Source organism: Bradyrhizobium sp. CSS354, assembly GCF_029051725.1.
In the GTDB taxonomy this organism is placed as follows: Bacteria; Pseudomonadota; Alphaproteobacteria; order Rhizobiales; family Xanthobacteraceae; genus Bradyrhizobium.
This window is the reverse complement of the sequence record NZ_JAACFU010000002.1, coordinates 373718-396882: the sequence shown is the minus strand read 5'-3', so window position 1 is coordinate 396882 and position 23165 is coordinate 373718. Positions and strand designations below refer to the sequence as shown.

Sequence of the window (23165 nt, the reverse complement as noted above, 5' to 3'; positions counted from 1 at the left end):
ATCATGTTCGGACTGAAGAGGGAGCGTCATCGTGGCTGACGGCGTCAGGAAAGACGAAGAATTCTCGGGCACCAAGCCCGTCGAGGAGCGTCATCGTATCGACGAGATGCGGCTCGAAGCCTGGATGCGCGACAACGTCGAAGGCTATGAGGGACCGCTGGTCGTCCTCCAGTTCAGGGGTGGCCAGTCCAACCCGACCTACCGGCTCGACACGCCGAACCGCTCCTATGTGATGCGTAGAAAGCCGTTCGGCAAATTGTTGCCGTCGGCGCATGCGGTCGATCGCGAATATCGCGTGATCGCGGCACTGGGAAAACAGGGTTTTCCGGTCGCGAAGGCCTATGCGCTGTGCCAGGACGACAGCATCATCGGTTCGGCCTTCTACATCATGTCGATGGAAGACGGCCGGGTGTTCTGGGATCCGACGCTGCCAAGCCAGACGCCGGAAGATCGTCGAAAGATCTTCACCAGCAAGATCGAGACGTTGGCCAAGCTTCACATGTTCGATCCCGTCGCGATCGGTCTTGGCGACTTCGGCAAGCCCGGCAATTATTTCGCGCGCCAGATCGACCGCTGGACCAAGCAGTACCGCGCGTCCGAGACCCAGACCATTCCGGAGTTTGAGAAGGTCGCTGAATGGCTGCCGAAGACCGTGCCGGAGCAGGCGCGCATCTCGATCGTCCACGGCGACTATCGCCTCGACAACATGATTTTCCATGCGACGGAACCGCGCGTGCAGGCCGTGCTCGATTGGGAATTATCGACGCTCGGCGATCCCATGGCCGACTTCACCTATCTGTTGATGCAGTGGGTCATGCCCGGCCTGGACGGCGCCGACCTCAAGGCGCTCAACATTCCGAGCGTGGAAGAGGCCGCGCAGATCTATTGCAACGTCACCAAGATGACGGTCCCTGATCTCAACTGGTACTTCGCCTACAACCTGTTCCGCCTCGCCGGCATCACGCAAGGCATCGCCGGCCGCGTCCGCGACGGCACCGCGGCAAACGCCAAGGCGCTGGAGTCAGCCAAGCGCACCGTGCCGCTGTCGAAGGCATCGTGGGAATACGCGCAGAAGGCGGGGGCGGTTTAAGGAATCCGAAGGCGCGGCCGGCGGCCGCGCCTTTGCTTGCGTTCCTCTCGTGTCCGGGACACGAGACAGAATGACGAGAGAGATGTCCGCATGATCGACCACACCACGCTCATCACCTACATCCTTATCGTCCTCGGGTTCGTCTTCATTCCCGGACCGGCGACACTCCTCACCATGGCGCGCGCCGCAAGCTCGGGAACCAGGGTCGGCATCGCGACGGGGGCGGGAATTGCGGCCGGTGACGTGGTCCACACCACAATGGCAATCGTCGGCCTCTCTGCGGTCATCGCAACGTCGGCGCTCCTGTTCAGCGTTGTCAAATACGCAGGCGCAGGCTTCCTGATCTATCTCGGCATTCGCGCCATGCTCGACAAGACGCCGCTCGAGGTGAATGGCGGCGCGCCCGCGATCAGCGCAGCGCGGGCATTCCGGCAGGCCGTGCTGACTGAGGTGCTCAATCCGAAGACCGCGCTGTTCTTCCTTGCGTTCCTGCCGCAGTTCGTCCGTCCCGAGCATGGTTCGACGACGCTGCAGCTCGCGCTGTTCGGCGCTGTCTTCGTGTGGCTCGGCCTCGTCAGCACGGTGGTGTTCGCCGTCGGCGCCGGTCGCCTTGGCAATTTGCTACGCCGCCATCCAGCCGTCGTGAAATGGCAGGGCAAGGTGGTCGGGACCATCTACTGCGCGATCGGCGTGCGGCTGGCATTGCAGGAGCGCTGAGGCGCACCGCTCACGTGGGATACGCGCTGCCCCACATACTCCCGTCATTGCGAGGAGCTCTTGCGACGAAGCAATCCAGACTGCCCCCGCGGAACGATTCTGGATTGCTTCGCTTCGCTCGCAATGACGAGAAGAAGCCTCACCCCTTCTCGCAATGCGCGATCAGCTTCTCCACGAAGCTCGCGCATTTCTCCAGCTCCGCCATTTCCACGAACTCGTCCGGTGTATGAGCCTGTGCGATCGAGCCGGGGCCGATCACGACGGACGGGATATCGACCATGCTGGCGAACAGGCTTGCCTCGGTGCCGAAGGCGACCTTGGCGTGGTCGTTGCGCCCCGCAAGGCTCTTGGCCAGCGTGACGATTGTCGCATCGGCCGCCGTGTCGAGGGCGGGGTAGTCGAGGATCTCCTCGAAATCAATGCCGCACTCCGGATGTCTGGCCTTCATCGCGGGCTCGATCTCCGCCTTGGCCCAGGCAACGATCGCATCCGTGACCTCGCGCGACTCGGTGATGCCGATGCCACGGCATTCGAAATCCACCGTGCAAGTATCCGGCACGATGTTCAGCGCGGCGCCGCCATGGACGATGCTGGTGAGCAGCGTCGAGTGCGGGACGTCGTAGAGGCTGTCGGCCGCTCGCACGGCTGCGAGCGCCACGGCGCGGCGTCGGATCTCGACGATCAGCTCGGCGGCGTATTCGATGGCGTTGACCCCGTCGGGCGCGATCGAGGAGTGGCGGGCGAGCCCCTTGAACGTGGCGCGCACGCCGTGCTTGCCCTTGTGCCCGATGATGACCTTCATCTCGGTCGGCTCGCCGATGAAGGCGCCGAGCGGCTTCACGCGTTTCTTCGCTACCTCGCGCAGCATCGGCCGCACGCCGACGCAGCCGATCTCCTCGTCATAAGAGATCGCGAGGTGAATCGGCGTCGCGAACTTCGCTTCCAGCATCTCCGGCACCATGGCGAGGCACACGGCGACAAAACCCTTCATGTCGGTGGTGCCGCGGCCGTAGAGCTTGCCGTCGCGCTCGATCAGCTTGAATGGATCGTGGCTCCAGTCCTGGCCGACCACGGGCACCACGTCGGTATGTCCCGACAGCACCAGACCGGGGCGGTCCTCGGGTCCAATGGTGACCCATAGCGAGGCTTTCTGTCCGGTCTCGTCAACGATGCGCTCGCCCTTGACGCCGAGCGCGGCGAGATAGCCTTCGATATGCGCGATCAGGGGCAGGTTGGAGCGATCGCTGATCGTGTCGAAGCCGACGAGGTCGGCGAGCAGCTTGCGAATGCGGTCGGGTCTTGAGCTTGGCATTTTCACGTTCTTGTCAGGGGGATGGAAGCTGAAGTGCCTGCACGAACCATACCAATGCGGTGGCTGGAGGCGCAAATCCAGATCACAGGTCCGTAGCCCGGATGGAGCGAAAGCGTAATCCGGGACCTCTTGTCCGCGTGAATGGATTCCCGGATTTCGCTGCGCTCCATCCGGGCTACAAGACTTTGCGTTGCCTGTCGGGCAAAACACCCCAATTGTGGTCAACGCGGGACGCAACCCTGCGCCCTCTTTCGTTGAGCGTAAGGCGACGAAGCAAAGCTCGGGCGCAATGAGCCGCGAGAGGGCGAAGGTGTGTCTGCGATCTGGAGTGCGAATGGAAGCGCGACCCTGCCACCCACAGGCTCCGTCATTGCGAGCGCAGCGAAGCAATCCAGGCTCCCGCTGCGGAAAGACTCTGGATTGCTTCGCTACGCTCGCAATGACGGTGCTGAAGCAGTTGTGCTAAACCGGCTTCCCCGTATACGGCATCGACGCGGTGAGGCCGCCGTCCACCGGGAACGCCTGGCCGTTGACATACGACGCCTCGTCGCTGGCCAAGAACAATCCCATCGCGGCGAGCTCGTGCGGCTGGCCGGGGCGCTTGAGCGGGTTGAGCTGACCGATCTTGTCGGCGGTGCCGCGCTCCTTGGCGCGGTCGAAGATCGGCTTGGTCATGCCGGTCTCGATCAGGCCCGGGCACACTGCGTTAATGCGCACGCCGGTGCTGGTGAGCGAATAGGCGGTGGTCTGCACCAGGGAGATGACGCCGGCCTTGCTCGCGGCATAGGGATGTCCGCTGGCGCCGGCCTTGAGGCCCGCGACGGACGCGGTCAGCACGATCGCGCCGGACTGCTGCTTCACCATGTGCGGCATCGCATGCTTCACTGCGAGGAACGGCCCGATCAGATTGATGCGCAAGACCTCCTGCCATTGCTCGACGGTCTGCTCGCCGAGCGGAACGAGTCCGCCGGAGACGCCGGCATTGGCCCAGATCACGTCGAGCCGCCCGTGCGTCTTCACCGCCTTGTCGATCACGGCGATGACGTCCTGCTCGGAGCCCGCGTCCGCCATCATGGCTTCCGCGACACCGCCGGCCTTCTTCACCTCGTCGACCGTCTCCTTCACCGCCTCGGTGCGATCGACCGCGATCAGCTTGGCGCCTTCCCTGGTGAATAGCAGCGCGGCGGCGCGGCCGATGCCGCTGCCGGCACCGGTGATGATGACGGATTTGCCTTGCAGACGGCCCATGCGATTTCTCCCTTTGGTTCGCACGCGACGCTTGCCGCGCGACGGAATTTCAAACAAGATTTCAAACGGTAAAGTGTCTTGAGACACGTTCACTACTGACGTACAGCGACATCAAACGCGATGGAAGGGTTTCGATGGCAGGCGCAGACAAGCCCAAAGTGGTGACGACACGCTGGTGGTGGGTCCGTCACGCGCCCGTGCGCAATGACGGCGGCAACATCTACGGTCAGTCCGATCTCGCCTGCGACACCAGCGATACCTACGTCTTCAATGCTGTTGCCAAGGTGCTGCCACGCAAGGCGGTCTGGTATTCGAGCAATCTGATGCGCACGCATCAGACTGCCGAAGCGATCTGGGCGGCGGGCTTCCCTAGGCCTGCGTCGATGACATGGGAAGCGGACCTCGCCGAACAGAATCTCGGGCGATGGCAGGGCATGAACCGCGCCGAGTTCATCGCCAGCCGTCCCGTCGGCTCGAGCTGGTTCGCCGACATTAACGAGCCCGCACCCGGCGGCGAGAGCTTCATGGACCTCTACAACCGCACCCGCCGCACCATCGAGCGGATCAACATCGAGGCAGCCGGGCAGGACGTGATCGCGGTCGCACATGGCGGCACCATCAAGGCGGCGCTGGGGCTGGCGCTCGACAATCAGCCGGAGCGGGGGCTCGCGTTCGATATCGACAATTGCTCGGTGACGCGGCTCGACTATTTCGCAAGTCCCGAGCGCAATGTCTGGCGGCTGCCGATGGTGAACCAGCAGCCGTGGATCGCGGACGACGCGCATGCGGCGATGCATCAACCCGCGGGGCCGGAAGTCAAGAAGCTCGCCTGAGTGAGCTGTCATTCCGGGACGGTCCGCAGGACCGGACCCGGAATCTCGAGATTCCGGGTTCGGCTTCGCCGCCCCGGAATGACAATGAACACGAAGATCAATCTGGGAGAGAAACATGACCTTGTTCGACATGAAGGGGAAAGTCGCCGTCATCACCGGCTCGACGCGCGGCATCGGGCTTGCGATCGCCGAACGCATGGCCGAGCACAGCGCCAAGGTGGTGATCTCCTCGCGCAAGGCTGACGTTTGCGACCAGGTCGCGAAGGGCATCAACGACAAGTTCGGCAAGGGCACGGCGGTCGCGATCGCCGCCAACATCTCGTCGAAGGAAAACCTGCAAAACCTCATCGACGAGAGCAACCGCGTCTTCGGCAAGATCGACGTGCTGGTCTGCAACGCCGCGTCGAACCCGTATTACGGCCCGCTCGCCGGCATCTCCGACGATCAGTTCAGGAAGATCCTGGACAACAACATCGTCGCCAATAACTGGCTGATCTCGATGGTGGTGCCGCAGATGATCGAGCGCAAGGACGGTTCGATCATCATTGTGTCCTCGATCGGCGGCCTCAAAGGCTCGACCATCCTCGGCGCCTACGCGATCTCGAAAGCCGCCGACATGCAGCTCGCGCGCAACCTGGCCTGCGAGTACGGCCCGCACAACATCCGCGTGAACTGCATCGCGCCCGGCCTGATCAAGACCGATTTCGCGAAAGCGTTGTGGGACAATCCGGAGAATCTGAAAGCCTCCACCGCGCGTTCGCCGCTGCTGCGCATCGGCGTCCCCGACGAGATCGCGGGCGCTGCGGTGTTCCTGGGCTCGAAGGCCGGCGACTTCATGACCGGCCAGACCATGGTGATCGACGGCGGCGCAACGATCAGCTGAGGCCCCAGTAGCTGTCATCGCCCGCGAAGGCGGGCGATCCAGTACTCCGCAGCGGTCGTTGGAGAGCTCGCTCTCACCACATCCGCTGCGGAGTACTGGATGCCCCACCTTCGCGCGGCATGACAGGGAGTGTGGAGGTGCGACGCTGCGACTAGGCAAAGACCTCAATCCACCGCCGCGTACACCAAATCCCGCACCAGCGTTCGCGTAAAGTCGCGCTGTCCCGGGCCCTGGCTCATGAAGACGACGAACAGATCCTCCTTTGGATCGATCCAGAAGAACGTCCCCGCAATGCCGCTCCAGAAATACTGGCCGACGCTGCCGGGGAAGGGCGCGATGCCGGCCTCGCGGCGCACCGCGAAGCCGAGGCCAAAACCGTGGCCCGGCGACAGCAGCGTGCCGTTGGTCACGACGTGAGGTCCGAGATGATCGGAGGCCATCAACTCCAGCGTCTTGCGGCCGATGATCCTGTTGCCGTCGAGCGTGCCGCCATTGCGCAGCATCAGCGCGAAGCGAGCATAATCCATGGTGGTGGAGACAAGGCCACCGCCGCCGGACTCCATGATCGGCTGCTCGAGCATATTGAACAGCGCGACCTTGTCGCCGGTCCAGGGATCGGCCGCGAACGGCTCGGCAAGCCGGCCGACATTGGCCTCGGCTGTCGAGAAACCGGTCTCGGCCATCTGCAAGGGCGTGAGAATGCGCTCGGCGAGGTACGTGCCGAGCGACTTGCCGCTGACGATTTCGATGATGCGCCCGAGGATGTCGGTGGAGCGGCTGTAGTTGAACTCGTCGCCGGGATGGCAGACCAGCGGGAAGCTCGCCACCAGGGTGGCGTGCTCGGCATTGGTGATCTTGCGGCTGCGCACCCGCGAGTCCTGGTAGATCTTGTGCACGGGGCCGTCGCCCTGGTGCTCGTAGGTCAGGCCGGAGGTGTGGCGGAGCAGGTCCTGCACCGTCATCGGGCGTTTCGGCGGAACCAGTTCCAGTTTGCCGCCGCTGACCACGCCAACCTTCTGGTCGGCGAACTCCGGAATGAATTTCGCAACCGCGTCGCCAAGAATTAGGTGGCCGTCCTCGACCAGCGCCATGATGCCGACCGACACGATCGGCTTGGTCATCGAGAAGATGCGGAAGATCGAATCATGGGCCATCGGCGCCGCGCCCGTCGGGCTCTGCCTGCCGAGCGCCTCGAACCAGCCGACTTGGCCGTGCCGTGCCACCAGCACGGTGACGCCCGGCACGGTTCCCTTGTCGATCTCGCGCTTGAAGGCCTCCGACATGGCCTGGAGGCGGGGGCGCGACAGCCCGAGCGTCTCGGGGCGGGATTCCGGCAGATGCGGGGTCTTCGGCGCGGTCGACGGGCGGTGGGCGGCTGTAACGGACGCTTGGGCAGTCGCAGAGGCTTGGGCAGTCATGGGCACTCCCGGTTGCTTATTATTGTTCGGAGCGGACTGTGGCCCAGAAGGCGCGGCACAAACAAGCGAAGCCAGCGCGCTTCACCCTTGCAATCCGGCCTTGCAATCCGGCCGCCCCCTGTGCTTCAAAGCGGCCTGATCCGAGCGGCAACGCAGGGTCCGTAGGAGTGTAGCTCAATTGGTAGAGCACCGGTCTCCAAATTCTGGATCGGTCGTGCCAGGCTCTCCTACGTGACCCCTTATCGTGCTGAAATACTGGGTATTTCCCTGGTCCAGCCGGCCTTCCATTCCCGCCTATCTCACGTCGTCCCAACTAGTTGGGTAGCAATCCGGTAGCAACCGGCCTTCGCCCAACGCGATTGAGGGGCGGGCGATGGACGCGCTTATCGGGCTAATTTTCGGCATGCTGCTGGGGATCATGGGCCGGGAGCTGTGGCCGCGTCGCGATCGGTTTCGGGGCCATCATCAAATGCAGCAGGTCTGCCGCGAATGGGCAGAAATTGTTCAGCACGAGCCCAGTCGAGCTGCCCTGCTTGAGATGGCGGAGAACTACTGTAAGGCGGCGTCTGCTAGGACAGAGCCCAAGTTATCGCCCGCACTAGAAGGTGCCCCAAGAAGTACGCCCAGGCCGCCGTAGCAACAAGGATACCGGTCCCGAAAGTTAGGCTGATGGCCATCTCTGTTAATCTGGCCTTCGACGATTCCGGCGCTGCCTCGCCGATCTGTTCCAAAGCATTCATTACGCCGCCCCTGGGTTCGATCGGGAAAAAGCGGCAACCGGGAGGAAAGCAGTTCGTTCCTAAAGCAGTTGAGCTAATCACGGTTCAGACGAGAGGCCGCCCACCTGAGGCGGCCCTACTATCGCTGGGTCTGCCTTGCGAGTTCGGCAGTCAAGCCCCAAAGCACGCGCTGTGCCGCAACTGGGGTGCCGCCAGCACAAATGGACTCCGCAATCATCTCGACCACGCGGTCCATCCGAAGCACGATCGCGGCAATCCATTCTTCCCGGCGCATCGTGCGTACTCCCTCACAAAGCACCAACGCTTAGCCTATGTTAAAGGTCCCGGAGCGCCCCTTCTTTCCGCTTCTTCATAATCCGCTTGCTGTTGGTACTCTTCGGCCATTTCCAGGAGAGCGGCGCGCACCTTTGAGTTTGAAGTGAGGACGGCCTGCCTTTCGCAGAGCCTCTTGAAGGCGCCTCGCGTCATTCAGTGTTCCCGGCTCAGTCGTCCCACGTGAGCTTCTGGCAGTTGGTGCACTTGAAGATGCGGACTGTCTTACCGGAGCGTGTGTCGAGATAGCTTTGGACCCGCAGCAAGCGGCCGTCGCAATGCTGGCAATTCCCAAATTGACTTGGGCTAAGTGGCGGGGAGTTGGAATCAAGAGGGAGCATCTGCAAATCGCTAGCTGTTGACGTAGCTAACGACACTAACCGCAGCCGGGCGTTCCCAAATTTAAGAAGGATTCCAAACAGGGAAAAGCCGCAGCGTGGTTCCAGCCCCACTGCGGCATTCCCGGGAAACTTGAAATTGGTTGGTATTTAAATCGCGCCGGTGTTCTCACAGTAGAACACCCCGTTCCGAAATTGGAGTCGGTAAGCCGCCTTGCTACGAATTGTCGCTGCAGGGCGAACATGGTACGGTTCCCATTCCAGCCCCAATGCTCTCGGCTGCCGATTCAATTACGGATCAGAGCGCCGGAGCTCGAAAGTGAAGGTCGCAGGAACGGCTAAAAGGCTGCTCCTGCGACCGACGCCGCGACGTTCCGCACGATCGGCACGGCACCGGTGGTGCTAGCACAGAGAGGCCCGCCAGCGTGAACCGGCGCAGACGAATAGTCCGCTTCAGTGGGCGGCCTTCTCTTTGTCTAACGCTTGGATTTGCCGCTTCACCTCGGCAATGAGGTCGAGCATTGTTTCGTTGACGGCACCTTCGGGGAAAGCCCTCGCCAACTCATGGTACTTAGCTAGCTGCTCTTCCAGCAGACGTTTTTCTCGTTGTCGGTCCATCGGACGGTTAACACAGTTTGCAGCCAACGTTCCTAGATCAGATTTTCAAACTAGGCCACTACGAACTGAACCTTCACACTCCACGCCCATACTCATGAATATCCGGGATTTTTTGCTAATCCCAATCTCGGGGCTGGACTGAAACAAACGCCGCCGGGACAAGGTATTTTTTGCCCGGCGGCGCATTTCTAGAACCGATGCAGCCGCTGACCTAGCTCGGCAAGCCCCATGCTCAGCTGAAAGCAACGGCGGGCCCATCTAAGCCGCTGGAGTGCCCATAGGGCCCGGATCAGTCGCATGTGGTCTCCCCATGAAAGGCGGCCTGATACCTGTCGACGAGCGTGTCGAGCATCTCGGATAGATGCAACACGGCAAAGCATAGCTCTGGCCGGGTGCCGTCGTCTGCGTCCGACATGAGTTGCGCGGGATCTTACCCATCACCGCGCAATCATAAATCGGCGTGTCCAGATCGCTCAAAGCCCTTCCGCGCAGCGCGTCCTTTTCTTCCGCGGTCCGGGTCGTCCTCGGCAATCCAACAATATTGCTCACGCCACCACCCCCAGCGCTAATTCGGGCATGATCTCGGCAAGGTTCTCAACTAGCAGTTGATGCCATGAGCCGGTCCTGGTCGGGCCAGGGTCGTTGACGTCGCGATACAGACCCTCAGGCCAACTCATACCGTCGGTATCGGCTTCGACGGCGTATTTGAGCAACGCTATACAGCCCGCCATTGTTGTCGGCCCCTCGGAAAGCAGAGCGCAGGCCGCGTCGGTTTCGGCGTCGTGGCAGCGGTCTAAAGCTCTCTCGGATTCGATCCATCGGGGATCATCGGTCTCCACTATGGTTTCTTCCCACGCCGTCACCCGAGACCGGCATTTTTCCAAGGGCAATTCGCGGTCCAGCGCCGAATACAGGTGGAGGGCAGCCTCTAAGGCTGCCTTGGCTGTCTTGTGAGCTTCGATGGCCGCATAGATCGGGTCCGGACTCGCCACAGCGGCTACAGCCGGTTGGGGCAGCGGAAGTGCCATCCCGAGCACGGCGCTACCAGCGGCCACGCCAGCGGCTTGCAGGAGGAATCGCCGCCTGGGCGGGAACATAGGTCTTTCAATGGTCATGGTGGTTGCTCTCGGTATCGGCTTCTTAAGGCCGTCGCCGGTGTCAGACCGGCAGCCGGGAGTTAAGAACTGGCCGAGAGACCAGCGGCGACGCTTTTAAGGGTTGCCCCTCTGGACATAGCGTGGCCCTCCCGGCCATAATGGCCAGGTTGGGACGCACGCCAATGCGCCACCACATTCAACCGCAACCCCGCGACGCCAATCGAAGGGGCATTCTGACAAGGAATGGTGCGGCTATATCTCGGTCCGGGTTCTTAAGCCCACGGACATGCAATCACTGATTTGCTTAAAAATCCACTCCCCACCGGGGAGAAAACATGCTGCCATGCCACAATGGCCCAAGCCGCAATGGTTCATCATTCGCTGAAAATCCAGAGCTGGCGCCTGAACTATTCGTTTGGGACCGGCAAGAACCGATTCTGTCGTGAGTTGTATTCGGACGGGCGACATCTGACCATTCGAGCCCGGATCGAGCAGCCTCAGAACATCAAAGCTAAAATCGCCCAGATCAGATGTATTCCATACGAGGCGCTGATCGCTGGCTATAAAGAGCATGCGAGCGCGTCGCACGACCCCCGCCCTGTTGGGGAAGTCTCTTACAGAGGCGCCGACTATTCCGCCGTCCTGTTTATGCCCGCCGACGCTCTTCCCCTAATCGTTCCGCTATTGACCGCGGGTAAGTATAGCTTCCTGTCGATCTATGTCGCAAAAGGTGGAGCAGTCGACAGCTACAGCTTCCTAGACTATTTGGGCCCTGAGCCCGACCTTGCCGGCAGTTGGGACGACGTTTGATCATGTCCCGACCTCGCCGAATCGAGTTTGTTCTTGCAGCCCTGCTGATGGCAGGATGGGCCGCCTACTGGCTATGACCGCACTTAGCCGCGCGTGGCCTTACAAATGAGGGCGCTATGACCGAACGCGATGTACTCTCCAAACTTGAAGAACAGGTGGTCAAGATTTCGGCCGAGAACCTCGCGATGCAGTTTATCTTGACCTGCCTACTTCAGAGGCTCGGCACGCTCAACGTCGGCTTTAGAATCCCGATCTTGCAGGCGTTCGATGACGCCGCGAACCATGCTGAGCAATTCAGCATTGGCGCCGGGGCCAAGGCCGGTCACCTTCCAGAAACTCTCCGCATTATCGAGCAAATGAGGTTGATGTTGGTAGGCGAAGACAAGCCGCGCCGCGAGGTTTAGGTCGGTTGGTGTCACCTTAGTTTCTCCTAATCCACGCTACGGCGGTGTTGCGCTAGATAATCCTGAGCAGCTTGTTGGCGATGATCGTGGGCTGCAACATGGCGTGCGCGCTGCCGCTGGTGTTGTTTGATGTCATCGTGTTGCCGGTTGGTCCCAAGGTTCCGATACCGCTCCAGAAAGAACCGCTGGCGATTGGTAGATGCGTGCCGCCAGAAGTCGCCGAGCCATACGAACCGTCGGCAATCGCATTGGCGACGGCGACATTTTGTGCGCTCGGAACGTTGACCGAAATATTTCCTGCTGACGTGATCCCTGTTGGTAGCTCAGCAAGGGTCGTAACGTGCGTGGACGAACCGCCGACAGAGCCTAGCGTTGCGCCAACGATCGTCGCGCTATCCGTTACAACAGAGCCGATGCGGCTTGCAGCACTGCCGCCCATGTCATCCTTGCCGGCGACAACGCGCCCGCGCAGATCCGGGATGTTGAACGTCGTTGATCCGTCGCCAGGACCAAACGTCGTGCTCATCATCGTGAACAGAGCTGAATAAGTTGCGCGCGAGATCGCCTGCCCGTAGGGAAACACGAAGTTGCTGTTCGGCGAGGCGGTGCCGAAAAAGTCGATCGTGCCGCCGATCGGAACGGTGAACGGGAGCTGATAGAAGTTCTTCAAACGCCATGCCGTCCCGGAAAAATAGTAGACAGCAGTATAGACGCTGCCGGCGATCAGAGTCCCCGTGGGGACCGCGTTGACGCCATCAAGCGTAATGGGGTCGCCTCCGAGTCCATCCACGTTAAGCGTGGGGGAAGCGCCGTTCGTCGCGTTGACCGTGAACGAGATTTCAGCGCCATCCATCAGAGCTTTGGAGGTGAACACCTGGTTCGTGGCCAAGGTGTAGGCCGTCGCGGTCCCGCCCGTAATCAGTGATCCGGCCGTGTCAACGCCCCATCCCTTCAGAGCGGCCATCATGGCGCGGGCGGAATCGTTGAGGGAGGAAGGTGCCTGGCCCTCGCTGTAGTTGATCGTCGGATCAGCGCTGGCATTAACCGACGCAGTAAGGCTCCACCTAAAGAACGGCATTACATGTGCTCCAGCGTCTTGGAAACGATAGGATATGTGCACACCACGCGGCCACCCTCGATCGAGTAGACCGGAGTAAGCCGCCAATGGCGTGCGATGTCGAATGGCTCGCTGTCTACATGCACGACCGGTAACCACGTTCGGCCGTCTTCCGGCTTGGCGTGGTGATAGGTGATGCCGGCGATGTCATCGCCAACCACCAGGGCGTACCGCTGCTTGCCCTCTACGATGTCGTACAGCGATCCTGCTGCTGTAGGGTCAAAACCATCGGCGCGCAGCCCTGCTAGCAGCGTCTGGCGAATGTACTCCGCCGGACGCGTGCCTTTCGACGTGGCGGCCCGCTCAATCATGTCATTCATGACCGGCTGGCATCGCACGTGCAGGAGATGCGAATAGCTTACCGCGTCGGATGCGGAGTTTACGTTGCTGTTCATATGAACATCCTTCACGGTCTATCGGTTGCGCCGCTCGTTCGAGCAGCCGGTTCAAAGAAATGCCGGGCAGCCAAGCGTCCCTGGCCACTCCGCACCCGGCATCACCGCAAGCGTCCCCGCTGCGATACCGGTTGACCACTCTGATCAAGCGTCCTCGATCTCGGCAGTCGTCGTCGTGCCTATCGTGTGCTTGGCGTTGCCGCCTTGCCTTGACGATGGCAGCTCGGTTCGGTCGATTGTCCGCTGTTAGGATTCGCCCGCGCCGATGCTGCCTGCACCTCACTATCCAACTCTCAAGTGTCCCACCTGATCTGTCAGCGCCTCGGCCGCGCCATCCTGCGCGCCGTCCGCCGCCTTCAGCTTTCGATAAATAGCCATGATCTGCCCCGAGCCGGGCGACCACGGATCGCCGCGGTTTCTGCTCCAGTTACGGACCAGGACAATCTCGGCATCCGAGAGCAGCGGAGAGCTGATCCGCGAAACGCAAAACTGGAGCTTGCGGCACCACTCCTGGATAGCGGCATGCCATTCGGGGCTGGCGTATGTCGGTATCTCTTCCGTCACACGCTCCAGCGCCGCACGCGCGGCATCACGCTCGCCAGCAACGGGGCTGTTGAGCAGTGCTTCGATCTTTTCGCGACGATCAGACATGGGCGGTGTACTGCTTTGGAATCTCACCATTTGGGAACAAGCCCAATGCCGTGCGCGCGGCCTGCAGCTCGCGATCCTCGACCAGCCCCATGAGCGACCCGATCTCGAGCTTGGCGAATTCGAGAGCGCGGAAAACGCTGTTCAACACCTGCTTGGCGAGTTGTCGCGGCGGATGGTTCGCCAGCGCGTGAATGCGCTCGATGCCGTAGGCTCTCGGGGAAAGCTCATGCTTGGGCGCCCCATCACGCATCAGGCTCAGCAGAAACAGGGTGACACATTCCACCTTGACCGGCAGCGCGTGCAGACCCTGCGTCGCGCACCACCGCTCAAATTCCTGGAATGGCGCGATGTCCTGTTCGTTGCCCCGCTCCACGGTCTCCGCAAAGATCCGCGCGCGAAGATCATCGCGCCATTCCTCAGCGGCCGACACATCCGCGGGCACCGTTTCAACAGCGGTACCTTGCTGGATCCGGTCCATCGCGTGGGTTCGCGGAAGATGCAGGGTCTTGCCGGTATATCGGTCAACAACAGTAATTTCGTTTTGCATTGTGTTCTCCACTGTTACGCCACCTGCCGCGGCCGGAAGTTATTCCATTCCCGATCGCTTACGATCAGCGACGGACCAGCGGCCACCAGCGTGATCACGCCTGCGACGACATTGGCAACGTCATCGTGTGAATTCTTTTCATGGTCGATCAGGTCTTTTCCGGAACGACCGACGCGCCGCTCTAGGCTGGCGATCTGGTTCACCATCCGGTCATTTTCGAGGAGCTGGCAGGCGCGCGAATTTATCAGAGGCAGAAAATCGCGGTACAGATCCGACTTCGGACGCGCGTTCGCTTCGTAGAAGATGCCGGCGCGCTGGAACGGCTCTCTGGTCCATTCGCCTGCGTAACGGTCGCCGGTCACTCGGGAAATGCGATAGGTTTTCAGCAGCTCTGCGAATTCGGCTACGGTGGCTTCCGGGGAGAATGGCGGCTTGATCTCGCGGATAGCGTCCAGAATTGCAGTGTCTCCCTCCTTATGGGCGATCGCTACCGTCATCGAGTCCACAGCACCCCCACTGGGGTCAACGAACCCGACATAGCGGAACTGCTTTTGCGGCGGTCGTTCCCGCACGCCAGTTTCAACGCAGGCCTCGACCGCTTCCTTGGTGATAAAGCTGGAAATATCGGAACGAAAGATTGCGCCAAATTCTGCTGACGCGGATTCCGGATCGTCGGTGTAAGCCTCCTGGATCAACTCGCCGTCGCGCGGTACATTGGGGTTCATGACCCAAGTCGGCGCCTGCACAACCAGAACCTTGCCGGCCTTCCCGTAGTGTTTCTTGTATTTGTTCCAGAGCAGACCGCGGCGCGCGTATGGACTTGAGATCCCGACCACCATGGCCCCTGGCATGGTAGCCATGGCGGGCTTAACCGCGCGGTGCACATCGATGTCAGGCGACATCGTGTTTTCGGAGCGCCAAAAACTGACCTCATCGTACACAGCGGCGACGACTGTTCGACCCCGCACACGGCGCTGATCAGCAGTCGTCACCTCGATTGCAAAACCGTTCAATAATTCGATGGTGTCAGCCGTGCGCCGCTTGACCATTTTGGCGAACACGGGCTTCTCAAAGAACCCCTCGATATAACGGAACGCGACCTGAGCCTGATCCCGGTCAACTGCTAGCAACTGAACGACGCCGCGCTCGCCGCGAACAAGGCGTTCTTTCCAGCCATAGGCCTCCACGCCTATTGTCGCGAGGTAGACCGACAACGCTGCGGATTTTACGTCTTTGCCGCCGCGACGACCAATTACCAGCCAAACCTCCTCGGCGGGATCAGTAGGAGCGTCGTCGCGGCCGGTCAGGTGCCGAAAGATTTCGAGTTCGTCGGCATCGAGCTGCAGCCCGAAAATCGCCTTGTCGATCACGCGCCAATTGGCCCAGGTCGGACCACTGAACCAATCCCCGAACAGGGCTGGCTCCAGACACGCATCGGCAAAGGTGATCGTTCCCTGCATCAGTCGAAATCCAGACCCATCGCCTCAGACATGGTCAGGCCCCCACGGCCTTGGCCCGACACTAGGCGGGGCTTGGCGGGAGGCTTGACGCTCTCACGCTTGGCTGAGCCTCCCTGCCGCTTTTCCAATGCGGTGGCAGCAAGTTCGAGAACCTTGAACGCCCTGGAATCAGTAACCTGCATAAGCTCGCTTGCATGATAGCCGCAGGCCTCCGCAGCCGGCGTAATCCGAGTCACAAACTGATTGAGCCACTCCGGGTCCTTTGCCTGGGGATAATCCTCCAGGAAGCACGCCAGCCCGAATGTAGCGCTGTCCTTTGAGCTCTGTGCCTTGGCCCACTCGGCATTCTGCTGCGCGAGGCCCTGAGCGTAGCGCGTCACCTGGATAGCGGCGTTGTTGACTTGCTCGTGGACGACCTGGGCTTGCTGGTAGCCAATGGGATCTGTAGTCGCCATGGCAGCGTTGGGGTGTGGAAACAGCGTTGCCAGCAATTCCGCGATGGCGTTGGCCCCGATGTAGACGTTTCTGCCGGCTTGCTCGACCGCGTCGTAACGCGAGTTGATATCGTCAACCACTTCGTAGAGCTTCAGACCTTCGTTGAAGCCTTGGATCAGGTGCTGAAGCTTCAGGGGCTTGCCGTTGTGGTAGGCCAGCGCGCGACCGGCAGCTACGGGGCTGTCGTCCTCGAGCAGGTCCACGGCCTCGGCTTCGGTCAATCCGCCCCGCGAGCGGTATTCCGCTGGCGTGTCGCTCTCGATTTGGCCGGGATCATAGACCGCGGGCGCCGAGGTGGGGGTTTCGACCAGAGCGTTTGCCGCGTCCTCGATCGAATAGGTCTCAGCTACAGCGACTTCCGCCATCTCAAGCGCTCCTCTTTCCTAGGTAGTCGGTTAGGTTCGGGGTCACGTCGTTCTGCCGGCGCTTGAGGCCCAGCGTCTCCAGCAAGCGGCGTTCGGCATTGCCGAGGGTGCAGAACACGGCCGGATCTACCGGCTCGCCAGTCAGCCACCGCGCCGCCAGGTCTTCGCTCATGGCGGCCGTCATCGCGACATTGCGCACCAGAAGCTGCTCACCGGTGCTGAGATTGTCATTGCCACCGAGGTCAGCGGTGATGGCGTCTATTGTTCTGCCGACCAGTTGCGCCGCTCGCGTCCGGCCATCGAGGTCGGCAAGACAGAGCAGCCGCACCTTCCCCTTATCGCCGTCAGGCTTGGCATTCATCTCGGTGGTATCGGCGGGCATTCATCGCGACTTTCTGCAAATCAGCATGCAGACGAGTGTGACGATGTCTTACGGGATATGAAAGACTTAAATGGCTAAATCAACAACAATATCAGAGACTTATACCATCTAGTCCCATTTAGTGCGACGATGTTTCCGAACTATAGAACCGGTGCTGGCCGGCGAGAATGTTGAGCCAATTCAGCGCGATGAATCGATGTGGTGCGCGCGCTGCTACCAAGCTGCTACCGAACGGCTCGTCACCGCCGCCGCTGATCTGGCCAGAGCGAGCCGACCACCCGCCGCAATATCGAAGTCGATGGCCGGGAATATCCCGGTCATGCGGGAAGGATTTCACCGGCAAGAAAACTAGCGCCAGCGGCGTGCGCGTTGTTCCGCGCGTTGTTCCGTGTGTGCGACGTTGTGCCGGATGCCGTCCCGCCGACGCTTCCCAAGGTGAACTAGTCACCAATCGCCGGGAGCCCGCTCGAAGTCTTCCGGCTTAAGCTGCCGCCTGCCTCTAACGAACGCGTAAGCGATTGCGCCAATCCATACGGCGTCGAAGACGACGACGCCTAAAATAATCCAGTACATGCAATTCCCTCAGCCGGGAACGTATGTAGCGGCGAGGGCACCGGCGGTCTACTTCTATTCAAGCGTGCAGTGCGGTAACTCAGAACTTCTTCAGCAGCCGCGCCGCTTCGTCCTGCGTCAGCACCCGCCCCAGCATCTTTGCAGGGATGGCCTTGTTTGCCACACCTCACTTGCCCCATCCTTCTTTGCCATGCCCCACCCCCACACCCCTAAGGGGGTGGTGGTGTGGCAAGCTTTCTGCCGAACCTGCCGAACCTTTGCCGAACCCATGGTGTGGCAGTGTGGCAGAGCCTCATTCATCGCTTTCGGCCTTCACCTCGACGAACTTCCGAGGCATCCGCTTTTCGTCCAGGCCATCCACGATCGCGAGGGAGCCGGCGGCGAGCCAGATTTTGATCAAGGCGGAGACCTTGGCCTTGTCGGCTTTGTTGCTGGCGACATCGAGCCCGAGGACTTGAGCAATAGGCCAGCCCACCCAATCCTTGGCTTGCGGGTTCTCGCGCCACTTGCCGGCTCTGATGGCTCTGGCGACGGCTTCGAAGTCGTTACCTGACACACCGTCCAAGGGGTCTGGCCATTTCCATTTCACGACGATGCCGACGTTATCGCCTTGGCCGATTCCGCTGCCGTTGCCGAGTGGCACCCCCAGGATGCGGAACCAGTTCTTGCCTTCGGATGGCGGGGCAAGGTTGGCTTTGCCGTTCTCGACGTTGAAATACTGGCGATAGTTGTCAACGCCGGCCTTGAGCCCATCGGCTTCGCTCATCTTGTTGAGCACCTGTGCCGAGCGGACGGCATTGAGCACCGCCACGGCCCCGCGGCCGTCTTCGACCGTGGCTTCAGCTCCACCGGTCTTCCGGGTGTGATGGATCAGCTCGATGGCGATCTTGGTTTCATCCGCGATCGCGGTCCACCGCTTGGCCACAAGGTCCATGGCCATGGTGTCATTTTCGGTGACGCGATGGGACGATACGAAGGGGTCGATAAACACAACGTCGATTTCGTTGTCTTCGATGGTGTCGATAAGGGCCTTGACCACGGGCTTGGCAATCATCGCGCCGCCCTTTGGGGTCTGCTCCGCAATGATGATTTGCTGGTCGCGGCCGCTGTCGATAAACAGCCAGCCTTCGAGCTCTTCAGCCGTGATGCTAAAATGCACGCAGATGGCCGCTATTCGGCGTTCCGTTTCGTCTACGGGATCTTCGCCATTCCAATACCAGACCCGGCAACGTTTGGCGGGTTGGATGCCGAGCAGCGCGCGGCCAGTCGCCAATGCAATCGCCTCAGTTAGTGCGAGGATAGACTTTCCGACGCCGCCCGCGGCGAACTTGGCCGATGCAAACTTGCGGATCAAATGCTGGCCGTACAGAAATTCCCGCTGTGGGATGCTGGCCGGCTCTCGCCAGACGTATGGCGTAGCCTGGAGCTTCTTAGGCTTTGGCGGCACATAGGCCGGATGGGCGGAGGGATGCTCCACCCACCAAGCCCGGATCACCTCCGGGTCGGTGCTGGCCTTCTCCACCGCGACCAGCGGTTCACCCGTTCGGGCGTTCGCCGGCAACACGGAATAGCCGTTCGCCGCAGCGTTCAAGGCGTCATACAGATAGGCGGAGTGATTGTGCTTCATGCTGCCCCCTTTGCCGGGATGGGGAGGCAAAAAGTGATTGGTAACTTGCCGGCAAAATCATCGGCCGCGCGCACGCCCTCGATACGCTGAAGCCAAGCTTCCTTCTGATGCGGAAGGCTTTCGATCAGGAGACAATTCTTGCGATCTCGAACCGCGACCGTGGCCGCGACGCGGTAAGGGAAGGGGTCGGGTCCGCTTAAGACCATGACGCAATGACCGGCCGCCTTGATCGCGGCGTCCAGAGAGTCGGCCGGGAAGGCCTTCGGGCCCCAGGCGCAATGCATGTCGTCACCCACCGATATGATCCATGGATCGCGCGGCAGATCGAACGGCTTGCAGCCCTGAGGCATGACCAGCAGCGAGCAGGCAAACCGTGCCGTCGCGTCCAGAAGCGGGAAGAGATGCGAGCGGCGGACATTCCGGTCCCGCTTGATCGCCTGCCGGGCCTGTTCTGGGTCGAGCAGGCAGGGGTTGGCTTCCGGCAGGAGAACCGTAAAGCCCTCTTCGGGTTCAAAGCTGATGCTCATCACTCGCACCTCATCAGTTCGGGATAGACGAGGTCGAGCGCGCCCAATTCCTCGAGCCGGGTGTCAACTTCGGAGGTGGAGAGGGTGCCCTTTTTGAGGGCCACCCCCAGGATCATTGCCTCGCTTTTCAGCCACTCCGCGCGACTGCACATGAAACGGAGGCCGGCAAGCTGGAGCTGCTTTCTGATATTCGGGTCGGAGACCATAAGGGGACGGCTCATTAGATGGGCCTCACAGTCACGACGACGAGCGGCTGAGGCCCGTAACGCTTCTCCGAGGTCATCCGACAAATCAGGCTGTCATCCCGATAGGCCACCCCATTGAGAGCGTCGTTCCACGCCTTCACGATGTTATCGAGGTCCGGTTTTTTGCCGGGCTTGATCTCGCCGGTTAGCGCCTGCTGACGCTTTCGGGCAGACCATGACGCCGGCACCGGGAAGATGGCGCGCAAGACGAACTCAATAGGCTCATCGAGGGCAGGGCGCCCCGCGATCGCGTCCATTGCCGCGGTGCGGATCATGCCCTCATAACTGCGGGTTTTCTCCGGCGTGTAGTGGCCGATATGGCCACCTCGCAGGAACGCGCGAGCCCGGCCTTTGCCCTGGGGCTGGCCGGCAAGGGTGATGGTGACAGGCTCCATTACAACACCTCCGGGCTGGAGATGCGGTCGAGCGCGGCGCCGATCGGAGACGAGGCGATGCCGAACTTGTCGCGCTTGATCGAATGAGCGATCTGCCGCAGCGAAACCCCATACTGCAGGGCGAGGCTGGCAATGATCGCGGCGTCCGACATGAGGACGTCGAGCATCGAGTCCGAACGATCAGCGTTCAGGAAGATCTCGCCCACGCTGCCGTCCGGCTTGTAGCCGACGGTCAGGGTGATGCGGATGCCATCCCGGTCAAACTCAAGGGTTTCGTTCGGCCGGCGGTTGGGAAGCTGCTCGCGGCTCATCGCGTGGCCTCCAGTCCGAAAGCCAGTTCGGCAACGGTGGCCGCGGTGCACGCCGGCATCTGGAAGATTTCAGCGAGGTATTGCGCGCGAAGCTGAGCGAGGGCATATTCCGGGTTGTTCGTTCTTGCCTGAACAGTTACCGGATTGCCCCGTGCCGCCAGCGCGGGGTTTTCCATTTTGGAGGCCATGATCTATGCGGCCTCCGTCTTGCGCGGGCTGTCGAGCATCTGCTCCAGCGCCTTAACAGGCACCTTCAGCAACCGGCCGATCTTGATGGTGGGGATGTCCCCGCGTTCTGCCGCGGCATAAGCCGAGTTGCGGCACAGGCCGAAATATCGCCTGCCGGCCTCTGGCACGCTGATTGTGAGTTCATCAGACATTTTCACCTCTGAGCAAATGGGGACAGATGTGTCCCCATTGCCCACGAGATATGATTTGGTGTGATTCCGTCAAGTGGGGACAGAAGTGGTCCCAAATAAAGTTGTGGGGTCACTTGCGGCCCCATCCATTCCGTGCCATCTTGTACCAGTCAGTGCAAGAGGAGAGCGCCCAAGTGGCCCGCAAGCTCACGGAAACGGTTCAGTTCAAGTTGCGCTTCAGCGAGGAGTTGAGGCGCAAGCTGGAAAAGGCGGCCGAGAAGAACGACCAATCCATGAACCTCGAAATTATCGAGCGCCTCGAAGCATCGTTCCGGCAGAAAGAGCTGCTCGACGCGCTCGACGCACAGGCGAGGGCTTTGGCGGACGATCTCAGGAAGGAAATGGCGGACAGCCTCAGGAAGGAGCTCCGCCAGCAAATCTTCGCTGCCATGACGGGCAAGCCTGCCGAGACGGTTCCGCCAGCGGACGAAACTCCGAAGGGTCTTCTTGCTGCCCTCGGCTACAGCCTCAAGCCAGACGGGAACGCAAAATGAAGATGAAAAACGGCGTCATCGAGCGCGGCGAGACTTGGTATGCGGTCGTCGAGACACGAGACCCGGCCACCGGCAAGCGCAAGCGGAAGTGGGTATCGCTCCCAGGCTGCAATGGACGGCGCCAAGCCGAGCTCGAACGAGCCCGCATCGTCTCCGAAATGAGCAGCAGTGCTTATGTCGAGCCGAGCAAGACGACGCTGGCGCAATTCTTCGATCGATGGCTGAAGCACATCAAGCCAAACGTCGCCCCGCGGACCTATGAACGGTACGAGCAGATCGCGACCAAAAACATTGTCCCGCTGCTCGGCGCCAAGATCCTATCCAAGCTCCAGCCGATCGATATTAGTGAGGCTTATGGCAAGGCATTGGAGAACGGCCGGCGGGACGGGAAGGGTGGCTTGTCGCCGCGCACCGTCAACCACATCCACCGCGTCCTCTTTTCCGCGCTGGGGCAGGCTGAGCGCTGGAAAGTAATCACTCGCAATCCGGCGGCGCTGCTCGAAAAGCGCGACCGCCCTAAGATCGAGCGCAAATCCGTCACCACCATTGACGCGGCGACGACCGCGACCGTGCTGGACGCCGCTCGGGCACGGCGCCTGTTCATTCCGCTGGTGCTCGGTGCGCTGTGCGGTCTACGCCGCGGCGAGATCGTTGCCCTCCGCTGGCGGGCTGTGGATCTGGAGAATGGCCAGCTAGCCGTGGTCGCGAGCACCGAGCAGACGGATGCCGGCGATATCCGGGAAAAGGAGGCCAAGAGCGGCAAGGCGCGCACGGTGGCGCTGCCGATGATGGCGGTGGAGGAGTTGCGCCGCTGGCGAGTGGCGCAGGCGGAGGAACTGCTTAGGCTGGGCGTCAGGGCAGATGACAGTTGGCACGTCTTCACTCTGGCGGACGGAACCCAGATGCAGCCTCGGAGCCTCACTCACATGATGTCCGATTTCCTCGATCAGTGGGGCATCACTCTCCACGGTCTCCGGCACAGCCACGCCAGCCATATGCTGGCCGCCAAGGTCCATCCCAAGGTCGTGCAGGAACGCCTCGGGCACTCCTCAATTTCCGTCACGATGGACATCTATAGCCACCTGATGCCGAACATGCAGGGCGAGGCGGCCGCCGCGGTTGACAGCGCACTCCGGGCCGCCATAAAGAGACCTGCCGACGACGTTGGGTAGCAAACCGGTAGCAGAGTGCTCGTAATGTTCTCTGCCAACCCGGAAAAGGCCGAACGATTTGAGGCACGTAGGAGTGTAGCTCAATTGGTAGAGCACCGGTCTCCAAAACCGGGGGTCGCAGGTTCGAGCCCTGCCACTCCTGCCAGCGAAATCAAGCACTTAGCTAGGAT

27 protein-coding genes and 1 tRNA gene are annotated in these 23165 nt (G+C 61.2%); 9 read left to right on the top strand and 19 right to left on the bottom strand.

Annotated elements, in window-relative coordinates; all coding sequences use genetic code 11:
- Positions 1-31: 31 nt before the first annotated feature.
- Complete coding sequence (locus GWG67_RS05825) at positions 32-1090, top strand: phosphotransferase family protein (RefSeq protein WP_275168168.1); 1059 nt, start codon at positions 32-34, stop codon at positions 1088-1090.
- Positions 1091-1180: 90 nt separating this feature from the next.
- Positions 1181-1807 carry a LysE family translocator gene (locus GWG67_RS05820; protein ID WP_275168166.1) on the top strand — a complete coding sequence of 209 codons (627 nt, stop codon included), beginning with the start codon at positions 1181-1183 and terminating at the stop codon, positions 1805-1807.
- A 139-nt stretch (positions 1808-1946) separates the two neighbouring features.
- On the opposite strand, the gene argE is transcribed toward GWG67_RS05820, so the two are convergent.
- Both argE and GWG67_RS05810 read right to left on the bottom strand, forming a co-directional pair.
- Positions 1947-3119 carry an acetylornithine deacetylase gene (gene argE / locus GWG67_RS05815; RefSeq protein ID WP_275168165.1) on the bottom strand — a complete coding sequence of 391 codons (1173 nt, stop codon included), beginning with the start codon at positions 3117-3119 and terminating at the stop codon, positions 1947-1949.
- A gap of 462 nt (positions 3120-3581) precedes the next feature.
- Positions 3582-4367 (bottom strand): SDR family NAD(P)-dependent oxidoreductase, encoded by a 786-nt coding sequence (locus tag GWG67_RS05810; RefSeq protein ID WP_275168163.1) that lies wholly within the window; start codon positions 4365-4367, stop codon positions 3582-3584.
- 134 nt (positions 4368-4501) lie between these two features.
- Between GWG67_RS05810 and GWG67_RS05805 the strand changes: the two genes are divergently transcribed.
- On the top strand, positions 4502-5200 hold the full coding sequence (locus GWG67_RS05805) for a histidine phosphatase family protein (RefSeq protein ID WP_275168162.1): 699 nt from the start codon (positions 4502-4504) through the stop codon (positions 5198-5200).
- 115 nt (positions 5201-5315) lie between these two features.
- A complete protein-coding gene (locus GWG67_RS05800) occupies positions 5316-6083 on the top strand; it encodes an SDR family NAD(P)-dependent oxidoreductase (protein ID WP_275168160.1) in 768 nt (255 codons plus the stop codon).
- Positions 6084-6247: 164 nt separating this feature from the next.
- Here GWG67_RS05800 and GWG67_RS05795 read toward each other — a convergent pair whose 3' ends face one another.
- From GWG67_RS05795 to GWG67_RS05785, 3 genes are all read right to left on the bottom strand, one after another.
- Complete coding sequence (locus GWG67_RS05795; protein ID WP_275168158.1) at positions 6248-7501, bottom strand: serine hydrolase; 1254 nt, start codon at positions 7499-7501, stop codon at positions 6248-6250.
- A 1843-nt stretch (positions 7502-9344) separates the two neighbouring features.
- Positions 9345-9509 carry a hypothetical protein gene (locus tag GWG67_RS05790; protein WP_275168157.1) on the bottom strand — a complete coding sequence of 55 codons (165 nt, stop codon included), beginning with the start codon at positions 9507-9509 and terminating at the stop codon, positions 9345-9347.
- 545 nt (positions 9510-10054) lie between these two features.
- Positions 10055-10624 carry a hypothetical protein gene (locus tag GWG67_RS05785; RefSeq protein WP_275168155.1) on the bottom strand — a complete coding sequence of 190 codons (570 nt, stop codon included), beginning with the start codon at positions 10622-10624 and terminating at the stop codon, positions 10055-10057.
- 333 nt (positions 10625-10957) lie between these two features.
- Between GWG67_RS05785 and GWG67_RS05780 the strand changes: the two genes are divergently transcribed.
- Entirely contained in the window at positions 10958-11416 is a 459-nt protein-coding gene (locus tag GWG67_RS05780; protein ID WP_275168153.1) for a hypothetical protein, read from the top strand.
- A 116-nt stretch (positions 11417-11532) separates the two neighbouring features.
- On the top strand, positions 11533-11820 hold the full coding sequence (locus GWG67_RS05775) for a hypothetical protein (protein ID WP_275168152.1): 288 nt from the start codon (positions 11533-11535) through the stop codon (positions 11818-11820).
- A 52-nt stretch (positions 11821-11872) separates the two neighbouring features.
- Here GWG67_RS05775 and GWG67_RS05770 read toward each other — a convergent pair whose 3' ends face one another.
- The 14 genes from GWG67_RS05770 to GWG67_RS05705 all read right to left on the bottom strand — a co-directional run bounded on the left by GWG67_RS05770 (position 11873) and on the right by GWG67_RS05705 (position 21290).
- Positions 11873-12898, bottom strand: coding sequence for a phage tail protein (locus GWG67_RS05770; RefSeq protein WP_275168151.1), 1026 nt, complete (start codon positions 12896-12898; stop codon positions 11873-11875).
- Positions 12898-13332 carry a hypothetical protein gene (locus GWG67_RS05765; RefSeq protein WP_275168150.1) on the bottom strand — a complete coding sequence of 145 codons (435 nt, stop codon included), beginning with the start codon at positions 13330-13332 and terminating at the stop codon, positions 12898-12900. Before GWG67_RS05765 ends, GWG67_RS05770 begins: the two co-directional genes overlap by 1 nt.
- A 282-nt stretch (positions 13333-13614) precedes the next feature.
- Positions 13615-13983 carry a hypothetical protein gene (locus tag GWG67_RS05760; protein ID WP_275168149.1) on the bottom strand — a complete coding sequence of 123 codons (369 nt, stop codon included), beginning with the start codon at positions 13981-13983 and terminating at the stop codon, positions 13615-13617.
- A complete protein-coding gene (locus tag GWG67_RS05755) occupies positions 13976-14530 on the bottom strand; it encodes a hypothetical protein (RefSeq protein ID WP_275168147.1) in 555 nt (184 codons plus the stop codon). The genes GWG67_RS05760 and GWG67_RS05755 overlap by 8 nt, the downstream gene beginning before the upstream one ends.
- Before the next feature lie 14 nt (positions 14531-14544).
- Entirely contained in the window at positions 14545-15990 is a 1446-nt protein-coding gene (locus GWG67_RS05750) for a hypothetical protein (protein WP_275168145.1), read from the bottom strand.
- Positions 15990-16850 carry a hypothetical protein gene (locus GWG67_RS05745; RefSeq protein WP_275168144.1) on the bottom strand — a complete coding sequence of 287 codons (861 nt, stop codon included), beginning with the start codon at positions 16848-16850 and terminating at the stop codon, positions 15990-15992. Before GWG67_RS05745 ends, GWG67_RS05750 begins: the two co-directional genes overlap by 1 nt.
- Position 16851: 1 nt before the next feature.
- A complete protein-coding gene (locus tag GWG67_RS05740; protein WP_275168143.1) occupies positions 16852-17232 on the bottom strand; it encodes a hypothetical protein in 381 nt (126 codons plus the stop codon).
- Positions 17233-18097: 865 nt separating this feature from the next.
- Positions 18098-19432, bottom strand: a complete 1335-nt coding sequence (locus GWG67_RS05735; RefSeq protein ID WP_275168142.1) for an AAA family ATPase — start codon at positions 19430-19432, stop codon at positions 18098-18100.
- Complete coding sequence (locus GWG67_RS05730; protein ID WP_275168141.1) at positions 19429-19959, bottom strand: hypothetical protein; 531 nt, start codon at positions 19957-19959, stop codon at positions 19429-19431. Before GWG67_RS05730 ends, GWG67_RS05735 begins: the two co-directional genes overlap by 4 nt.
- Entirely contained in the window at positions 19959-20180 is a 222-nt protein-coding gene (locus tag GWG67_RS05725) for a hypothetical protein (protein ID WP_275168140.1), read from the bottom strand. Before GWG67_RS05725 ends, GWG67_RS05730 begins: the two co-directional genes overlap by 1 nt.
- Positions 20180-20599, bottom strand: a complete 420-nt coding sequence (locus tag GWG67_RS05720; protein WP_275168139.1) for a RusA family crossover junction endodeoxyribonuclease — start codon at positions 20597-20599, stop codon at positions 20180-20182. Before GWG67_RS05720 ends, GWG67_RS05725 begins: the two co-directional genes overlap by 1 nt.
- Complete coding sequence (locus tag GWG67_RS05715; protein WP_275168138.1) at positions 20599-20910, bottom strand: hypothetical protein; 312 nt, start codon at positions 20908-20910, stop codon at positions 20599-20601. Before GWG67_RS05715 ends, GWG67_RS05720 begins: the two co-directional genes overlap by 1 nt.
- Positions 20907-21098: a hypothetical protein gene (locus GWG67_RS05710; RefSeq protein WP_275168134.1), complete on the bottom strand. Its 192-nt coding sequence runs from the start codon at positions 21096-21098 to the stop codon at positions 20907-20909. The genes GWG67_RS05715 and GWG67_RS05710 overlap by 4 nt, the downstream gene beginning before the upstream one ends.
- 3 nt (positions 21099-21101) lie before the next feature.
- On the bottom strand, positions 21102-21290 hold the full coding sequence (locus tag GWG67_RS05705; protein ID WP_275168133.1) for a helix-turn-helix domain-containing protein: 189 nt from the start codon (positions 21288-21290) through the stop codon (positions 21102-21104).
- 173 nt (positions 21291-21463) lie between these two features.
- On the opposite strand from GWG67_RS05705, the gene GWG67_RS05700 reads away from it, so the two are divergent.
- The 3 genes from GWG67_RS05700 to GWG67_RS05690 all read left to right on the top strand — a co-directional run bounded on the left by GWG67_RS05700 (position 21464) and on the right by GWG67_RS05690 (position 23140).
- Positions 21464-21823: an Arc family DNA-binding protein gene (locus GWG67_RS05700; RefSeq protein ID WP_275168132.1), complete on the top strand. Its 360-nt coding sequence runs from the start codon at positions 21464-21466 to the stop codon at positions 21821-21823.
- Positions 21820-22995 (top strand): tyrosine recombinase XerC, encoded by a 1176-nt coding sequence (gene xerC, locus GWG67_RS05695; protein ID WP_275168131.1) that lies wholly within the window; start codon positions 21820-21822, stop codon positions 22993-22995. Before GWG67_RS05700 ends, xerC begins: the two co-directional genes overlap by 4 nt.
- Positions 22996-23064: 69 nt before the next feature.
- Positions 23065-23140: transfer RNA gene (locus GWG67_RS05690), tRNA-Trp, on the top strand.
- Positions 23141-23165: the final 25 nt, after the last annotated feature.

What these genes read in the sequence shown, in the direction of transcription:
- GWG67_RS05735 (WP_275168142.1), bottom strand. Translation starts at nt 19,432, where the DNA reads ATGAAGCACAATCACTCCGCCTATCTGTATGACGCCTTGAACGCTGCG.
- GWG67_RS05750 (WP_275168145.1), bottom strand. Translation starts at nt 15,990, where the DNA reads ATGCAGGGAACGATCACCTTTGCCGATGCGTGTCTGGAGCCAGCCCTG.
- GWG67_RS05745 (WP_275168144.1), bottom strand. Translation starts at nt 16,850, where the DNA reads ATGGCGGAAGTCGCTGTAGCTGAGACCTATTCGATCGAGGACGCGGCA.
- GWG67_RS05780 (WP_275168153.1), top strand. Translation starts at nt 10,958, where the DNA reads ATGGCCCAAGCCGCAATGGTTCATCATTCGCTGAAAATCCAGAGCTGG.
- GWG67_RS05730 (WP_275168141.1), bottom strand. Translation starts at nt 19,959, where the DNA reads ATGAGCATCAGCTTTGAACCCGAAGAGGGCTTTACGGTTCTCCTGCCG.
- xerC (WP_275168131.1), top strand. Translation starts at nt 21,820, where the DNA reads ATGAAGATGAAAAACGGCGTCATCGAGCGCGGCGAGACTTGGTATGCG.
- GWG67_RS05770 (WP_275168151.1), bottom strand. Translation starts at nt 12,898, where the DNA reads ATGCCGTTCTTTAGGTGGAGCCTTACTGCGTCGGTTAATGCCAGCGCT.
- GWG67_RS05775 (WP_275168152.1), top strand. Translation starts at nt 11,533, where the DNA reads ATGACCGAACGCGATGTACTCTCCAAACTTGAAGAACAGGTGGTCAAG.
- GWG67_RS05810 (WP_275168163.1), bottom strand. Translation starts at nt 4,367, where the DNA reads ATGGGCCGTCTGCAAGGCAAATCCGTCATCATCACCGGTGCCGGCAGC.
- GWG67_RS05765 (WP_275168150.1), bottom strand. Translation starts at nt 13,332, where the DNA reads ATGAACAGCAACGTAAACTCCGCATCCGACGCGGTAAGCTATTCGCAT.
- GWG67_RS05755 (WP_275168147.1), bottom strand. Translation starts at nt 14,530, where the DNA reads ATGCAAAACGAAATTACTGTTGTTGACCGATATACCGGCAAGACCCTG.
- GWG67_RS05720 (WP_275168139.1), bottom strand. Translation starts at nt 20,599, where the DNA reads ATGGAGCCTGTCACCATCACCCTTGCCGGCCAGCCCCAGGGCAAAGGC.
- GWG67_RS05740 (WP_275168143.1), bottom strand. Translation starts at nt 17,232, where the DNA reads ATGCCCGCCGATACCACCGAGATGAATGCCAAGCCTGACGGCGATAAG.
- GWG67_RS05805 (WP_275168162.1), top strand. Translation starts at nt 4,502, where the DNA reads ATGGCAGGCGCAGACAAGCCCAAAGTGGTGACGACACGCTGGTGGTGG.
- GWG67_RS05785 (WP_275168155.1), bottom strand. Translation starts at nt 10,624, where the DNA reads ATGACCATTGAAAGACCTATGTTCCCGCCCAGGCGGCGATTCCTCCTG.
- argE (WP_275168165.1), bottom strand. Translation starts at nt 3,119, where the DNA reads ATGCCAAGCTCAAGACCCGACCGCATTCGCAAGCTGCTCGCCGACCTC.
- GWG67_RS05800 (WP_275168160.1), top strand. Translation starts at nt 5,316, where the DNA reads ATGACCTTGTTCGACATGAAGGGGAAAGTCGCCGTCATCACCGGCTCG.
- GWG67_RS05790 (WP_275168157.1), bottom strand. Translation starts at nt 9,509, where the DNA reads ATGGACCGACAACGAGAAAAACGTCTGCTGGAAGAGCAGCTAGCTAAG.
- GWG67_RS05710 (WP_275168134.1), bottom strand. Translation starts at nt 21,098, where the DNA reads ATGGCCTCCAAAATGGAAAACCCCGCGCTGGCGGCACGGGGCAATCCG.
- GWG67_RS05760 (WP_275168149.1), bottom strand. Translation starts at nt 13,983, where the DNA reads ATGTCTGATCGTCGCGAAAAGATCGAAGCACTGCTCAACAGCCCCGTT.
- GWG67_RS05715 (WP_275168138.1), bottom strand. Translation starts at nt 20,910, where the DNA reads ATGAGCCGCGAGCAGCTTCCCAACCGCCGGCCGAACGAAACCCTTGAG.
- GWG67_RS05820 (WP_275168166.1), top strand. Translation starts at nt 1,181, where the DNA reads ATGATCGACCACACCACGCTCATCACCTACATCCTTATCGTCCTCGGG.
- GWG67_RS05795 (WP_275168158.1), bottom strand. Translation starts at nt 7,501, where the DNA reads ATGACTGCCCAAGCCTCTGCGACTGCCCAAGCGTCCGTTACAGCCGCC.
- GWG67_RS05725 (WP_275168140.1), bottom strand. Translation starts at nt 20,180, where the DNA reads ATGAGCCGTCCCCTTATGGTCTCCGACCCGAATATCAGAAAGCAGCTC.
- GWG67_RS05705 (WP_275168133.1), bottom strand. Translation starts at nt 21,290, where the DNA reads ATGTCTGATGAACTCACAATCAGCGTGCCAGAGGCCGGCAGGCGATAT.